The sequence below is a fragment of the Veillonella sp. CHU110 genome, assembly GCF_003992255.1.
Taxonomy (GTDB): domain Bacteria; phylum Bacillota; class Negativicutes; order Veillonellales; family Veillonellaceae; genus F0422.
The window spans coordinates 14,699-33,601 of the sequence record NZ_RQVA01000012.1 but is presented as its reverse complement, the minus strand read 5'-3'; the positions used below and the strand labels follow the sequence as shown (position 1 = coordinate 33,601).

1 protein-coding gene is annotated in these 18,903 nt (G+C 42.2%); it reads left to right on the top strand.

Translation table 11 applies throughout. The annotated features are described in order from the left end of the window. Positions 1-1,023: 1,023 nt before the first annotated feature. On the top strand, positions 1,024-18,786 hold the full coding sequence (locus tag EO122_RS06125) for a YadA-like family protein (protein WP_164725976.1): 17,763 nt from the start codon (positions 1,024-1,026) through the stop codon (positions 18,784-18,786). The last annotated feature ends 117 nt before the right edge of the window (positions 18,787-18,903 follow it).

Sequence of the window (18,903 nt, the reverse complement as noted above, 5' to 3'; positions counted from 1 at the left end):
TCGTTACGGGCTTTTGTGTTAGTGTGAGTTAGGTAGTTAGGGTAGCCACAAGTGTGCTACGTACAACTGCGTTCCTCAGTGAAAAGACCGCAATGCACCCCCTCAGAAACGGCATTTCATGATGTTTCTTCGGAGGTATATTGCGGTCTTCTTGGGTTTATGTAATTTGGTCAGTAAAAATGCCACAAGGCTACTACACCTAACGCCAAGCACACGTTGATGGCTCTTCTTTTTCTATGTCAAGTATAGCATAGTTTGATGTAGGATGACAATATCTCGTTACGGGCTTTTGTATTAGCAAATGTAAACAGTAAAGATAGCCACAAGTGTACTACGTACAACGGTATTCCTCAGGGAAGGGGGGCTTGTGACGGTACCATTTGCAAACTTGTGCTTTGCTTAGTTTGCTAATTAGTATGATGCTGAGTTTATATAAATAGTGCGAATAGATTATGCCAAGCATCAATGTAGTTCTTTGCCGCAATAAAGCGATTTTAACAAAATTAATTGAATAAAAGTAAATAGCAAATAACACTATAAAACAATTTATATTCAATATGTGTAAAACGGGGGGGGTAAGGCATTTATTTATCAAAAATGTAGGTTTTATTCGTTGTACAAAGTCTAGCAAACTAGTATAATATATAGTGAATGTGTATGCATAAAGATATGGACATATCGATTTAAATTAATCGATTTGAAAATATTACTCTTTCTGTATATTTATTTCAAGATTCAAAATAACATAGGATGAATATAATTCGCGGAATGTGATAAGTGTACAAATACTCATGCAAATTATGTACTATGACTGTGCAATGATTTAGATGGTTAGTGCACTATGAATCATATATATGTGATTTCAGATATATGTAATCGTGAAGGTATATATCCATATCTATGTGTATACATGTTGTTTATTATTACACCATAACATAACAACGGTACCAAGGAGTGTGCTGTGACGGTAGAGTAGGGTAGTGATGAATGAGTTTGCTTGTAAAAGCAGAAAGGGTAAGGCTTATGGGAAAAAGCTTTGAATTTAAAGAGTGCGAGCGTTTTCTAAAACGTGTGTTAAAAGACAAAGGGATGTACAGCAAGGGGGCAGTTATTGCGTTCTTGATCACTGGTGGTATTGGATTTTTTGCGCCACCAGCACAAGCGATTATTTATGTGGAAACGGACCTTGATTCAGGTGCTACGGGGGCTTCCAGTTATTCTAATGGCAATGGCAATATTCATTTACCACGTAATTCTGTTGTATTCGCGCCGATTAGAAATGGTAATGTCTATGGTGACTTGAACCGTACGGCGAAGAACTCTGTTATCATTGGTGCCGGCTCTTATGCGCATGGTATTGTTGAGGGTGCCAGAGAGGAAAAATTTACTGCCGTTGGTAATAACGCCCATGTAGCAGGTGGCCAAGGTACGGCGATCGGTAGTAACACGTTTGCTGTGAAACAGGCGACGGCTGTCGGTAATGACGTGTATGCCGCAGGGGACTCCTCTATCGCCATCGGTAATGACGATATTTCCACAAAATATAAGGACTCCTTGAGTAGGGAGACCTTAAAAGGTATATTCGGTAATGGTGAAAGCAACGATCCGGCTGTTGCCAAACTGTTTAGAGAAGGTAAATGGTACTCTTCTGAAAATGATGCCAAGGGACCTTTTAAATTAACGTCTTGGTCAGATTTTAATCGTTCCTATTTATCAGATGGTACAGAGATGTATAGCCCTACCTACGCTGGTGGTGTTGGTGCCATCGCGATCGGTTCTCGTTCCATTGCCTATAAAGATGGTTCCACAGCGATTGGTACTTTGTCCTATGCCTTCGGTGAAGGTTCTACAGCCATGGGTCTTCGTGCTTACACAGCAGAGAATGCAAAGGGTGCCGTTGCGATCGGTGAACAAAGTCGTTCCTTCGCGCCTCAATCCTTGGCGGTAGGTAACCGAAATGAATCTACCGATGATGGTGCTATGTCCTATGGTTATAGTGCGAAAGCCGTAGGTAAAGGTTCCTTGGCTTTCGGTTACAAAACGTATGCCAATGCGAGCATTGCAAATAATATCGCTGCAGCAGATGGTCATAGTGCAACGAACCCATTGCGTCAAGCGGTGCGTAGCAAATTAGGGAATTATTCAGAAACACAATTAGCGGCATTAGAGACGTATCAAAATAAAGCACGTGAGTATTATGCAAAAATCGATGCTAGAGCTTCAGAGGCGGCTATTGCTGCTGCCAAAACCGCTATGGACAATGCTAAAGCAGACGTGGATGCTATCACGTTGACAGATGTGAATGCAATGGCTCTTGTAGATGGTGGCCAAGTATCGCATCAAGGTTGGAATACAGTGGGTAATACCATTAAAAGTGTGGTAGACGCCGTTGAAGATAAGAATGCAACAAACAAATTAACAGTTGAAAAGCTAGATGGTGTATACTTAACTACAAAAGATGAGGATGGCAATACACAAACTGTACAAAAATCTAAAAAGAGCGGTGACAATGCCATTGCGATCGGTTACTATGCGTCTGCCAAAGGGACATCAGCCATTGCCGAAGGTTCTGGTTCCGTAGTAGATTCCTTAAGTGGTATCGGTATTGGTTCCTTATCCTATGTAAGTGAGAACTCCGCTAACTCTATTGCTGTTGGTGTAGGGGCACAAGTACGGAAAGAAAACTCCATTGCTATTGGTACGCAGTCCCAAGTGTTTGGGGCAGGTGCGATTGGCATGGGTCCTGGTAGCCGTGTTATGGGTGATAACAGTGTTGCTATGGGTTATGGTACAGATATCCGCAGCGTGTCCTCTATCGGGTTAGGGGTACGTGCTAAGGTAGGGTATGGTTCCATGAATGCTACTGGGTTAGGTGCGAATGTTAATATCGGTACCGATGCGGGTAACACCGTAGCTCTTGGTAGTAGTGCAAGCATTGGTGATAACTCCTTGAACTCTATGGCGGTCGGTTATAATGCGAATGTTGCAAATAATACACCGAACAGTATTGCCTTCGGTACACGGGCTCGAATTGCAGAAGGTGCTACCAGTTCTTTGGCAGTAGGTGATTTGGCAGCAGTTACAAAATCATCTTCCACAGCATTGGGCCGTTTGGCGACAGCTGATTTTGAAAACTCTGTTGCCTTGGGTTACCGTTCCAATACGCATTACTGGGGAAATCCAAATACGCGGGAATCTAACTTTAGTAGTAGCGCATCCGATAGCAATAAGCATGGTTTATCTATCGCCCCGTATTTACCGCAAGGCTCTACCTTGGGTGATAAGTTAAAAAAATTAGATAGTGTTACGGCAGGTTATGTATCTGTCGGTGGTTGGGATGAGAAAGATGCGAATGGTAGGTCTACAGGTCGACGTGGTCTTCGTCGTATCGTCAACGTAGCACCAGGTGCGTTGGACACTGATGCGGTTACTGTTGCACAGTTACGTGACTGGACAGATAAATCTGCCCACTTCCTATCTATTGCAGGAGCATCGAATAAAGCTGCAACGGATTATCCAGATATCAATGATCCATTAGGAACAAAAAGTAATAATAAAGTCGTTAAAATTAAATCCAACTTCGATAATGATACAGCCACAGGTACCAATGCATTAGCACTAGGTGTATATGCCTATGCGAATGGTCAAAAATCAGTAGCTATGGGTCCTAATGCCTATGCAAACGTTGACCACGGTGTGGCCATTGGTGATAGTGCGCAAGCTTGGAGTGAAGGTAGTAATGGTAATGCTGGCGTGGCTATTGGTAAGGAGGCTAAAGCATACTATTGGAATGCGTTAGCACTTGGCACGAATGCTAGAGTTAGTGGTTCCCACTCCTTAGCGTTTGGTCCCAATGCACGTGTAGGCGTTGTGAAAACAGTAGATGCTGCAACTGGTAATGTCACTAATAAAGGTACCATGGTAAATGATGGTATTGCCATCGGTCGCGATACAGCAATAGATGGAACTGGTTCTATCGCATTGGGGGCAGCTTCCAATGTTACGACAGCTACCAATGCAGTGGCAATTGGTACTAGTGCACAAGTATTAGCTGGAAAAGGCGCCGATAATAAAGCAGTACAAGCGACAGGAGCGGTGGCATTAGGCTCTAACGCTAGTGTTACTGGGTCTCAATATTCTGTAGCGTTGGGTTTGAACTCTTCCGTTGTCCAAGATGATACAAAAGAGAAAACAAGAGCAGCTTTCACAAATGAGGAAATCAACGACCCAGGTAATGGTGTTGTGTCCGTTGGTAATAACACGACTGTAAAACGTCGTATTATCAATGTAGCTAGCGGTGTTAATGATAATGATGCGGTTACTGTAAAACAGTTGAAAGCAGTAGCTCCGAAGTATTACTCTGTGAACACAACAGAAGCAGATAATCGAACTGTAAATAGTGTAAACGATGTAAAATCTAATGTGAATAATGATGGCGCTACGGGAGCTGGTGCAGTGGCAGTTGGTTCCTATACGAGAGCGACAGGAAATTATTCATCAGCCATTGGTCGTGATGTCATTACTTCGGCTCAATTATCTACAGGTATCGGTACGAATGTCACTGTCAGCGGTGATAAATCTGTAGGTATTGGTAATAATGTGGAAGTTAGCAATCATAGCGCTGTAGCGATTGGTTTAGAGGCTAAGTCGGACCATGCTCGTGGTATTGCCGTGGGGTATAAGGTAAATGTCAATGAATCTGATACATTTGCAGGTGGTTCCGAAGTCAATGTCACAGGATATGGCTCTGTAGGTATTGGTAAAAAAGTTGAGACTCGAGCGAATAATGCAGTAGGTATTGGTGCTAGTACTAATGCATTAGGTAGCGAATCCATTGCATTAGGTTATGCTGCGTACACAGGGTATACGACAACGGAAAACATTGCGAATCCACCGGCAGGTGGACCTACCACAAGAACGGTATATAATGGTGCTACAGAAGGTGTCGCGATCGGTAAAGAAGCTGTTGTTGAAAGTAACTATGCCATCGCTATCGGCGGTAATGCAAAAGTAAAACGTGATGGAACTAAGGATGCAGAATCTTCTGTGGCAATTGGTGCTGGTGCTAAGGTAACAGGTGCTAAATACTCTGTAGCATTAGGCTTGAACTCTGAAGTAAATGCTTCTGATACAGCTACAAAGACTACAGCAGCTTTCAGTGGTGAAAGCAACGATGATCCAAGTAACGGCGTTGTATCTGTTGGTAAATCTGGTAAATATCGTCGTATCTTAAACGTTGCAGGCGGTGTGAACGACAACGATGCAGTTAACGTAAAACAGTTGAAACAAGCTGCTTGGGGTCTAAAAACGCAAAGCGGTACAGCGGCAGCGACTGGTGTAACACCAGATGCAAATGGTAAAGTAACTTTAAAAGCAGGCAACAATGTAACTATCGACAATGCAAATGGCGTGGTGACAGTTAATGCTACAGGAATTCAATCTGTATCAAGTGGTAATGCGAATGCATTAAACGTGACGACTACTAACGGTGCTGTTACGATTACACCTAATTTAGCAGGAACTATTACTGGCACAGGTAATGATGCGAATAAATTAGTGACAGCTGGCGTTGTGAATACGGCATTAAATGCGAAGGCAAATGTATCTGATCTTGCAGCTAAATTAGATAAAACAGCAGAACTTCATGTAAGAGCAGGAGACTATACTGTAGCAAATAATGGTGAAGTATCCTTAATTCAAGAAGATGCAAGTGGCACGCAAAATAGTAGCAAAGGTTTCAAGATTAAAGGACTTGCTACAAAAGGCGATATTACTAATATCAACACTACATTAGCGGGTAAAGCAGATAAATCCTATGTAGATACACAAATTGGCACAGTGTCTAATTTAGGTTACAAAGCAGCTGGAGAAACAGCTAAACAAGTCGCAGTTGGTACAGGGTTAACATTTACACCTGGTACGGGTACAGTAGGTGCCACTGGTACTACTGCTGCTACAACAAACGCAGTAACTACAAAAACTGGTATTGCTATCTCTACAGCGGCTAATGGTGTTGTGAACATCGGTTTAGATGCAGCAACTCGTAGTGCTATCGACAATGCAGCGACCAAATCCTATGTAGATACAAAATTTGGTAATACAGCGGACAAAAACTTAAGTAACCTAAACACAGCAGGTGAAGAGAAAGTAAAAGACTTAGCAGCAGCGGCTGTGAAAGTAGCTGCTGGTAAAAATGTTGCAGTCACACCTAAAACAACAAACCATGTGACAACATATACAGTAGATGCTATCGATACAAAAGTAGCAGCGGGAGAAGGACTTGAAGTTACTGGTGGCACGGAAGATACTAATAAAGTACGTGCTTACACAGTAGGGTTGTCTGCAGATACAAAAGCTAAATTAGCGAAAGTAGATAACTTAGTTAATACAGTAGGAACTATCGGCGCTGACGGCCGTGATGGCAAAGCAGGCACTGGCAAAGATCCAAAAGCAGCTGATGCAGCAGCAGGGGATAAAGGCTTGACTGGCAAAGACGGCTTGAACGGTAAAGACTTAACATCTAAAGTGAATGCATTACGTAACGGCGAAGCTGGTACAGTGGTGTATACAGATGAAAATGGCAACCGTTTAGTAAAAGCTAACGATGGTAACTACTATCCAGCTACGGCAGTTGATAAAGATGGTAATGTATTGAATAATACTCCAGCGGCAACAACTGTACAAGCTCGTTTAGTGAACCCAGATGGTACAACAACTGGTGGTACAACTAAGTTGAGCAACATTGCTGACGGTGAAATCGCAGCAGGTTCTACAGATGCTATCAACGGCGGTCAATTACATAGCAAATTAGCTGAAAAAGCTGATAAAGCAGATATTACAACGATCAACAACACATTAGCTGGCAAAGTAGATAAATCTTCTGAACTTCATGTAAAAGCAGATACATATAAAGTTGGCGACGATGGCGTTGTGACTGTAAAACAAGAAGATGGTACAGGTGCAGAAGCTACAGATAAACAGTTCAAAATCAGTGGACTAGCTACGAAAACAGATATTAACAATATCAATACTGAGTTAGGACAAAAAGCTAATGCTTCTGACTTGAATACGTTGGCAGAAAAAACGCTTACTTTCAGTGGAGATACTGGAACTGATGCAACTCGTAAATTAGGTACTACATTAGCTGTAAAGGGTGCGGCAAACTTTACACCAGCAGCAACTGCAACACCAGGTGTGAACATCCAAGTAGCATCCGATCCTACGAATGGTTTAACTGTGAGCTTAGCGGATACCTTAACAAACATGAAAGGTATCTCTGGTAACGGTAAAGATCCGTTGGTAATCAAAAACGGCGATCAATCCATTACGATTACACCAACAACAGCAGCGGAAACAAGACCTGAAGGCACAGTAACAAAACCGGCACAAGTTGGTAAAGTAGATTTCGGTAACTCTAAAGTTACAAGCAGTGCTACGCCGACAGAAGCGAATGACCTTGTTAACAAAGGCTATTTAGAAAAAGCCATTGAAGACGTAAATAGTGTTGCTACAGGCAATGCTAAGTTAGGTTATAAAGCAAATGCTGAAACAGATATTAAGAAAGTAGCAGTAGGTACTGGCTTACACTTCAAATCTGGTACAGGTACAATCGGTGCCACTGGTGCTGATGCAGCAACTCCAAAAACAGGTATTGCTATCTCTACAGAAGAAAACGGTGTTGTGAATATCGGTTTAGATGAAGCAACTCGTAAAGTGCTTGACAACGCAGCAAAACTTGGTGATACAGCAGTGGATGGCCGTGATGGCAAACCTGGTACAGGCGACAATGCTGGTATGGGCAAAGATGGCTTAACAAAAGAAGATGGCCTAAACGGTAAAGACTTAACATCTAAAGTCAACGCACTTCGTAACGGTGAAGCTGGTACAGTGGTGTACACTGATGAAAACGGCAAACGTGTTGTAAAAGCTAACGATGGCAAATGGTATCCAGCTGAGAAAGTAGATGCTAAAGGTAATAAACTGGACGGTGCTACTGAAGTCGCAACACCACAAGCTCGTTTAGTGAACCCAGATGGTACAACAACTGGTGGTACAACTAAGTTAAGCAACATTGCTGACGGTGAAATCGCAGCAGGTTCTCATGATGCAGTGACTGGTGGTCAATTATTCACTAAATTAGCAGAAAAAGCTGACAAATCTGTAGTAGATAATTTAACTACTAAGGTGAATACAAACACTACAGATATTGCAGGTTTAAAAACAACTGTAGACAAAGCGATTACTTTTAAAGGTGATGACAACCAAGGCGTAGAACGTAAGTTAGATACTACATTAACTGTGAAAGGTGCAGCTAACTTTGATCCAACTGGAACAAATCCAGCAACAGCAGCAGGCGTGAACATTCGTGTGGAAAAAGATACTACTACAAATGCGAATGGTTTAGTGGTGAAATTAGCAGATACCTTAACAGGTATGAAAGGTATCTCCGGTAATGGCACAAATGACCTAGTGATTAAAAATGGGGATACTGTGGTTACTGTAAAACCAGGTACTAATGGCGCTAAAGGTGACGTAGACTTTGGTGGATCTAAATTAACGAATATTGGCACACCTGGTGCGAATACAGATGCGGCGAATAAATCCTATGTAGATACACAAGTTGGTAATGCAGCGGACAAAAACTTAAGTAACCTAAACACAGCAGGTGAAGAGAAAGTAAAAGACTTAGCAGCAGCGGCTGTGAAAGTAGCTGCCGGTAAAAATGTTGCAGTCACACCTAAAACAACAAACCATGTGACAACATATACAGTAGATGCTATCGATACAAAAGTAGCAGCGGGAGAAGGACTTGAAGTTACTGGTGGCACGGAAGATACTAATAAAGTACGTGCTTACACAGTAGGGTTGTCTGCAGATACAAAAGCTAAATTAGCGAAAGTAGATAACTTAGCGAATACAGTAGGAACTATCGGCGCTGATGGCCGTGATGGCAAAGCAGGCACTGGTAAAGCTCCAGAAGCTACTGATGCAACAGCAGGGGATAAAGGCTTGACTGGCAAAGACGGCTTGAACGGTAAAGACTTAACATCTAAAGTGAATGCACTTCGTAACGGCGAAGCTGGTACAGTAGTGTACACTGATGAAAACGGCAACCGTTTAGCAAAAGCTAACGATGGTAACTACTATCCAGCTACGGCAGTCGATAAAGATGGTAATGTATTGAATAATACTCCAGCGGCAACGACTGTACAAGCTCGTTTAGTAAATCCAAATGGTACAACAACTGGTGGTACAACTAAATTAAGTAACATCGCAGATGGTGAGATTAAAGAAGGTTCTACCGATGCAATCAACGGTGGTCAATTACATAGTAAATTAGCTGAAAAAGCTGATAAAGCAGATATTACAACGATCAACAACACATTAGCTGGCAAAGTAGATAAATCTTCTGAACTTCATGTAAAAGCAGATACATATGCTGTTGGTGATGATGGCGTTGTGACTGTAAAACAAGAAGATGGTACAGGCGCAGAAGCTACTGGTAAAGAGTTCAAAATTAGTGGCTTAGCTACGAAAACAGATATTACAAATATCAACAATTCGTTAAATGATAAAGCTAACATATCTGACCTAAACAGCTTGAAAACAAATCCAATTACTTTCACAGGTGATGATGCGCAAGCTGTAACACGTGCATTAGGTACTACCTTAACTGTAAAAGGTGCGGCTAACTTTGATCCAACTGGAACAAACCCAGCAACAACAGCAGGCGTGAACATCCGTGTAGAAAAAGACCCAACTACAAATGCGAACGGTTTAGTGGTGAAATTGGCAGATACCTTGACAAACATGAAAGGTATCTCTGGTAATGGCGCAGATCCATTGACAATTAAAAATGGTGACAATACCGTTATCACAGTAAAACCTGGTGCTAATGGTGCTAAAGGTGACGTAGACTTCGGTGGCTCTAAATTAACGAATGTAGGCGCACCTGGTGCAAATACAGATGCAGCGAATAAGTTCTACGTAGACGAAGCGATTAAAGCGGTCAACCAAACAGCAGCTGGTAATGCTAACTTAGGCTACAAAGCGAATGCGGAAGAGGCTAAAACAGTAGCGGTAACAACTGGTTTACACTTCAAATCTGGTACTGGTACAGTAGGTGCCACTGGTGCTGATGCAACGACTACGAATGCGGCAACTACTAAAACTGGTATCGCTATTTCTACAGAAGAAAACGGTGTTGTGAATATCGGTTTAGATGAGACAACTCGTAAAGTGCTTGACAACGCAGCAAAACTTGGTGATACAGCAGTGGATGGCCGTGATGGTAAACCTGGTACAGGCGACAACGCTGGTATGGGCAAAGATGGCTTAACAAAAGCGGATGGCTTAAACGGTAAAGACTTAACATCTAAAGTGAATGCATTACGTAACGGCGAAGCTGGTAGCGTGGTGTATACAGATGACCAAGGCAACCGTGTTGTGAAAGCTGATGACGGTAAGTGGTACAATGCGAAAGCTGTGGACGAAAACGGTAAATTAAAATCTGCGGATCAACTTCCACAAGGTGTAACAGCTGATGAAGTGAAAACACCTCAAGCTCGTTTAGTGAACCCAGATGGCACAACAACTGGTGGTACAACAGTATTCAACAATGTAGCGTCTGCGATTCTGGCGGCAGCAGCTGATGGTGCTAAACCTACATTCTTAGACAACTTGAACACAGCAGCAGGGGATGCGAAAACGAAAAACGTAGCGGTCAATGTAAGTGACTTGAATAGCACAGCGACTGAAATCATTGCGAAAGGATTAACATTCCAAGGTAATGATGCGCAAGACATCAAAAAACAATTGGGTGAAACCTTACATATCGTGGGTGAAGGTACAGTTCCGGCTACGACTACAACAGCAGCGAATAATATCCGTACTAAGAAAACTAATGATGGCAAACTAGAAATTGGCTTGGCAAAAGACTTAGTAGGTATTACTTCTGTTACGAATGCAGCAACCTCTGACGGTGCAGGTACTAAACTTGCTTTAGATGGAGATAGCTTAACTATTACGAATACACAACCGTTGCCAGAAGGTGCAGCTCCTGGTACAGCACCAACTGTGACAACAGTGACAATCGGCAAAGATGGTATCAATGCTGGTAACAAAGTGATTTCTAATGTAGCAACTCCAGCTGTAGGCACAGATGCAGCAAACAAAGATTATGTAGATACACAAGTTGGCAACGCAGCGAATAAAGACTTAAGTAATCTAAACGATGCTGGTATTAACAAAGTGAAAGACTTAGCAGCGGCGGCAGTGAAAGTAGCAGCAGGTAAAAATACGAAAGTAACTGCAGACGATTCTACACCTAACACAACTACCTATGTAGTAGATGCTAATGACACAGTGGTAACATCCACGGATACAGCGTTGGCTGTGACTGGTGGCGAAGTAGCAGGCGATAATGTTCGTACTTATAAATTAGCATTATCCAAAGCTACAAAAGATACATTGGCAAAAGTAGATACCTTAGCTAATACAGTAGGCACGATTGGTGCTGACGGCCGTGATGGCAAAGCAGGTACTGGTAAAGATCCAAAAGCAACTGATGCAGCAGCAGGGGATAAAGGCTTGACTGGTCAAGACGGCTTGAACGGTAAAGACTTAACATCTAAAGTGAACGCACTTCGTAACGGCGAAGCTGGTACAGTAGTGTATACAGATGAAAACGGCAACCGTTTAGTAAAAGCTAACGATGGTAACTACTATCCAGCTACGGCAGTCGATAAAGATGGTAATGTATTGAATAATGCACAACCAGCAACAACTGTACAAGCTCGTTTAGTAAACCCAGATGGATCTGCTACAACAGCAGAAGGTGCAGCAGGTACGAAATTATCCAACATTGCTAATGGTACAATTGCTGATAAATCCAAAGACGCTGTGAATGGTGGCCAATTGCATACTGCTAAACAAGAATTGGCAACAGCTCTTGGTGGTAATGCAACAGTTACTAACGGCGTATTAACAGGTCCTACATACGAAATCACAAAAGATGATGGAACGAATGGAAAAGATTCTGTTAACAATGTAGGTGCAGCGATTGATAAATTAGATACTCGTATCAATACAGTGAAAGGATTGGCAACACAACCATTGACTTTCACAGGCGATGATGGACAAGCTGTAAAACGTGAATTAGGTACTACATTAACTGTAAAAGGTGCGAAAAACTTCACACCAAGTGCAACAACTCCAGTAACAGAAGCCGGCGTGAACATTCGTGTGGAAAAAGATACGACTACGAATGCGAATGGTTTAGTGGTGAAATTGGCAGATACCTTAACTAACATGAAAGGTATCACTGGCAATGGTAAGGATCCATTGGTTATCCAAAACGGTGACCAATCCATTACGATTACACCAACAACAGCGGCGGAAACAAGTCCTGATGGGGCAGTAACAAAACCAGCACAAGTTGGCAAAGTAGATTTTGGTAATTCTAAAATCACAAGCAGCGCCACACCTACAGAAACGAATGACCTTGTTAACAAAGGCTATTTAGAAAAAGCAATTGAAAATGTAAATAATGTTGCTACTGGCAATGCTAGCTTGGGTTACAAAGCTAACACAGAAGATGCTAAGTCGGTTAATGTGAATACTGGTTTGCACTTCAAATCTGGCACAGGTACTATCGATGCGACTGGTACTGGTGCAGCGACTACGAATGCAGCAACTACTAAAACTGGTATCGCTATTTCCACAGAAGAAAATGGTGTTGTAAACATCGGTTTAGATGCAGCAACTCGTAAAGTCATCGACAGTGCAGCGAAACTTGGCAATACAGCAACTGATGGCCGTGACGGCAAAGCAGGCACTGGTAAAGATCCAAAAGCAACCGATGCAGTGGCAGGCGATAAAGGCTTGACTGGTCAAGATGGCTTGAACGGCAAAGATTTAACATCTAAAGTGAATGCATTACGTAATGGCGAAGCTGGTACGGTGGTATACACAGATGACAAAGGCAACCGTGTTGTGAAAGCTAACGATGGTAACTACTATAAAGCAGATGATGTGAAAGCTGATGGCACTGTAAAAACAGCCGATGAAAATGGTGGTAAAGCCCCTGAAGTGGTAACAGCTCCACAAGCGCGTTTAGTGAACCCAGATGGTACAACTACAACAGCAGATACAGCAACAGGTACGAAATTATCCAACATTGCCAATGGTACGATTGCTGACAAATCGAAAGATGCTGTGAATGGTGGTCAGTTGCATACTGCAAAACAAGAAATGGCAAACGCTCTTGGTGGTAATGCAGGTGTTGACGCTAACGGCGCATTAACACAACCTACATACAGCATCACAAAAGATGATGCAACAGGTGGCACAGACACTGTTAACAATGTAGGCGCAGCGGTTTCTAAATTAGATACTCGTATCAATACAGTGAAAGAAATGGCAGCAAAACCATTGACTTTCACAGGCGATGATGCTCAAGATGTAACACGTGCATTAGGTACTACATTAACTGTAAAAGGTGCGAAAAACTTCACACCAAGTGCAACAACTCCAGTAACAGAAGCAGGCGTGAACATCCGTGTGGAAAAAGATACGACTACGAATGCGAATGGTTTAGTGGTGAAATTGGCAGATACCTTAACCAATATGAAAGGTATTTCTGGTAATGGTACAGATAACTTAGTTATCAAAAACGGTACTAATACGATTACTGTCACACCAGGTAAAGCAGAAGTAAAAGATGACCAAGGTACGGTAACTACACCAGCAGATCCTGGTAAAGTGAACTTTGGTGATGCTACTGTAACTGTAAAAAATCTAGAGGCACCAATTACATATCGTGCCAATAGCGTGGCTGATGACAAAGCTAAATCTGTATCCTTGAAAAAAGGTTTAGACTTCGTTGCTGGTGATGGTACAGCGGCAACAGCAACTGCAGCTAAAGCAGGTTTACATATCGAAACTGGCGATGACGGCAAAGTAATCGTTGGCTTGTCTGATGATGCGAAAACAAAATTAGACAAAGTAAATGACATTGCTAAAGCAGTAGGTGCTAACGGTGTTGATGGCCGTGACGGCAAAGCAGGCACTGGTAAAGATCCAAAAGCAGCGGATGCAACAGCAGGCGATAAAGGCTTGACTGGCAAAGATGGCTTGAACGGCAAAGATTTAACATCTAAAGTGAATGCATTACGTAACGGCGAAGCTGGTACAGTGGTGTATACAGATGAAACCGGCAACCGTCTAGTGAAAGCTAACGATGGTCAATACTATCCAGCTACGGCAGTCGATAAAGATGGTAATGTATTGAATAATACTCCAGCGGCAACAACTGTAGAAGCTCATTTAGTGAACCCAGATGGTACAACAGTTGGTGGTACAACTAAATTAAGCAACATCGCAGATGGTGAAATTACAGCTGACTCTAAAGATGCAATCAACGGTGGTCAATTACATACTAAATTAGCTGAAAAAGCTGATAAATCAGATATTACAACTATCAACAACACATTAGCTGGCAAAGCCAATGCGTCTGACTTGAATACGTTGGCAGAAAAACCACTTACTTTCAGCGGGGATACTGGAACTAATGCAACTCGTAAATTAGGTGAGACATTAGCTGTAAAAGGTGCGGCAAACTTCACACCAGCAGCAACTGCAACAGCAGGTGTGAACATCCAAGTAGCATCTGATCCTACGAAAGGTTTAACTGTGAGCTTAGCAGATACTTTAACAGAAATGAAAGGTATTTCTGGTAATGGCAAAGATCCATTGACAATTAAAAATGGTGACAATGCAGTTATCACAGTAAAACCTGGTGCAGCTGGCGCTAAAGGTGACGTAGATTTCGGTGGATCTAAATTAACAAATGTAGGAACACCTGGTGTTGGTACAGATGCAGCAAATAAAAACTATGTGGATACTAAAGTGGGAGAAGCGACTGCAGCTGCCGTAGGTAATGCTAAGTTAGGCTACAAAGCAAATGCTGAAACAGATGTTAAGCAAGTAGCAGTAGGCACTGGCTTACACTTCAAATCTGGTACAGGTACAATTGCGCCAACAGATTTAGCGCCTAATACTGAAAGCACTACAAAAGATACAGATAGCAAAGAGGCTAAAACTGGTATCGCTATCACTACAGAAGAAAATGGCGTTGTAAACATCGGTTTAGATGAAGCAACTCGTAAAGTCATTGACAATGCAGCGAAAATTGGCAACACAGCGACTGACGGCCGTGATGGCAAAGCAGGCACTGGTAAAGATCCAAAAGCAGCGGATGCAGTAGCAGGCGATAAAGGCTTAACAGGCAAAGATGGCTTGAACGGTAAAGACTTAACATCTAAAGTCAATGCACTTCGTAACGGCGAAGCTGGTACAGTAGTGTACACAGATGACCAAGGCAACCGTCTAGTGAAAGCTAACGATGGCAAATGGTACAATGCAAAAGCTGTGACTGACAAAGGTGAGTTAAAATCTGCGGATCAACTTCCACAAGGTGTAACAGCGACTCCGGTAGATGCGCCACAAGCGCGTTTAGTAAATCCAGATGGTTCTACTACTACTGCGACTAAATTAAGCAACATTGCAGATGGCACGATTGGAGAAAACTCTAAAGATGCAATCAATGGTGGTCAATTGCACACTGCGTTAGCTGGTAAAGCTAATATAAGCCTAGATAACCTAAGCAATGAGGGTGAAAACAAAGTCAAAGATCTAGCAGCAGCAGCGGTAAAAGTAGCAGCAGGTAAAAATACGAAAGTGACTGTTGATGACTCTACACCTAATACAACTACCTATGTAGTGGATGCGAATGATACAATCGTAACATCAACTGATACAGCATTAACTGTGACTGGTGGCGAAGTAGCTGGGGATAATGTCCGTACTTACAAATTAGGCTTGTCTCAAGCCACAAAAGATACATTAGCGAAAGTAGCTGATATTGCTAAAGCAGTAGGCGCTGATGGTGCTAATGGTATCGATGGACGTGATGGAAAACCTGGTACAGGCGACAATGCCGGAATGGGCAAAGATGGCTTAACTGGTGCAGATGGCTTGAACGGTAAAGACTTAACTACGAAAGTGAATGCGCTTCGTAATGGCGAAGCAGGTACCGTAGTGTACACAGATGACAAAGGCAACCGTGTTGTGAAAGCCAGCGATGGCAAATGGTATCCAGCTGACAAAGTAAAAGCAGATGGTACAAAAGCAGATGATGCTGTAGAAGTGAAAACTCCACAAGCTCGTCTAGTGAACCCAGATGGTTCTACAACAGGTGGTACTACAGTCATCAACAACGTAGCCTCTGCAATTCCAGCTGCACCAAAAGATAATGCTAACTCTCCATTCTTAGATCGTTTGAACACGGCAGCAGGTGATGTGAATACAAAACATGCGGCAGTGAATGTAAGTGACTTGAATAACACAGCTAAGGACATTATTGCGAAAGGATTAACATTCCAAGGCGATGATGTAAAAGATGTAACACGTGCATTAGGTACTACATTAACTGTAAAAGGTGCGACGAACTTCACACCAGCAGCTGATGCAACAGCAGGTGTTAACATCCGTGTGGAAAAAGATACGACTGCAGGCGCAAACGGCTTAGTAGTGAAATTGGCAGATACTTTAACAGATATGAAAGGTATCTCTGGCAACGGCAAAGATAATCTAGTGATCAAAAATGGTACAAACACAATTACTGTGACACCAGGTAAAGCAGCAGAGGGTGATAAAAAAGCAACTCCTGGCACTGTTAACTTCGGCGATGCTACAGTGACTGTGAAAGACCTAGATGCTCCTATTACGTATCGTACGAATGGTGATGCCGATGAAAAAGCAAAAACAGTATCCTTGAAACAAGGTTTAGATTTCGTTACTGGTGATGGTACAACAAACACTGCAGAATCTGCTAAACCAGGTCTAAATATCGTAACTGGCGAAAATGGCAAAGTCATCATTGGCTTGTCTGACGATGCAGCAACGAAATTAGGAAAAGTAGATGGCATTGCTGCGAAGGTAGATGCTGTTGAAAAAGCCCTTGATAACAAAGCAGATAAGTCTACTGTTGAGGATCTTGCAAATAAGTTAGCTGATAAAGCCGATAAAGCAACTGTTAAAGATTTAGCGGACAAAGTAGATGGCAAAGCTGATAAATCCACTGTTGCAGACTTAGCGAAAACAGTAGATGGCAAAGCTGACAAATCTGAGTTAGACAAAAAAGCAGATAAAGGCGAAGTGACAGCATTAGCTAATAAAGCAATGACTTTCACAGGCAACAAAGCAGATGAAACAGTTGATCGTAAACTTGGCGAAACATTGCACTTAGTGGGCACTAACAACATCACTGTTGAGAAGGATGCGAATAAAGATGATACATTAAATGTTAAGTTGGCATCTACATTGACTGGTATGGAATCCATTACTACAAAAGCTGTGGATGGTTTAAGTAATACAACTTGGGATCCTACAAAAGTTGCCTCTGCTGAGGAAGCGAAAGCTAAACCTGATTCTGATGCAGCTAAAGAACGTTCTAAAGCAGCTACACAAGGCCAATTGAAAGACGTAGCCGATCGTGTAAGCAAAGGTCGTGTATTCACTGCGGATACAAAAGATGGAAAAGACCCATTAAAAGCTGAAGTTGGCTTAGGCGACACATTGGCTATCCAAGGTGGTGCAACTGGTGAGTTAACAGATAAAAACATCGGTGTTGAATTGGCTCCAGCGAAAGATGGTAAACCAGCTACGATGACTGTGAAATTGGCGAAAGACCTTAACATGGCTGATGGTAAATCTAAGTATGACCGTTACTTACCTGAGTTCGAAAAAACTGACAAAGGTCTATTAAAATTAGATGCTAAGGGTAACCCTATCCCTAAAAAAGATAAAGATGGTAATGTAATCCTTCAAAAAGATGGTAACGGTAACCCAATCGTTAACTCTTCTACAGTGGTAAACGGTAATGGCACAACATACACGGTTAACAACTTGCTCAGTGATGGAAAGGTTCAAGTAGACAATGCGAATAAACCTGTAGCAGGATTGGTGACGACTACAACAGCAGCAGGTACTCGTTATGAAGAACGGTTAACAACAGAAGATGGTCACGTTATCTTTAAACAAGATGACAATACAAAAGAGTTGAAACCAGTATTGAAAACAGTATCTGTAGTTGATAGTCGTGGTATCCGTATTGGAAGCAATGATAAACCAGTAGTAAGCTTAACAAAAGATGGCTTAGACAATGGTGGCAACACAATCAGCAACGTAGCCCCTGGTGTATATGAATCTGATGCAGCGACAGTAGGCCAATTAAATGCAGCTACTAATACTGTGACGGCAAAAGTGAACGAAGCAGGCGCTCATGCAGCAGCATTAGCAGCGATGAACCCATTAAGCTACGATCCACTTAAAAAATCACAAGTAATGGCAGGTGTTGGTGCTTACAAAGGCAATAAAGCTCTTGCGTTAGGGGTAGCTCATTACGCAAACGAAGACACTATGTTCAACGTAGGTGTCAGCGTTGGCGGCGGTAGCAACATGATGAATGCAGGTGTGACATACCGATTCGGTGGTGAAGACAGCATGATTCCTGAACGCTACAAAGGTGGTCCAATTTCTTCCGTCTACATTTTACAAGACGAAGTATCTGCCCTTAAGGCTGAAAATGCACAAGTGAAAGCAGATAACGAGCAAGTAAAAGCAGACAATGCACGCATGAAAGAAAACTATGAAAAAGTAATGCAAGACAATGAAGAAATGAAAGCACAAATTAAAATGCTTATGGCTCACATGGGTATTAAATAATAGAAGTAATTCTATTCCCCACAACGAAAAGTCATAGACTTTCATAAGAAAACCCTCCTGAGGTACATACCTTGGGAGGGTTTTTATGTTATAATAAAAGTAATCAATAAAATTATC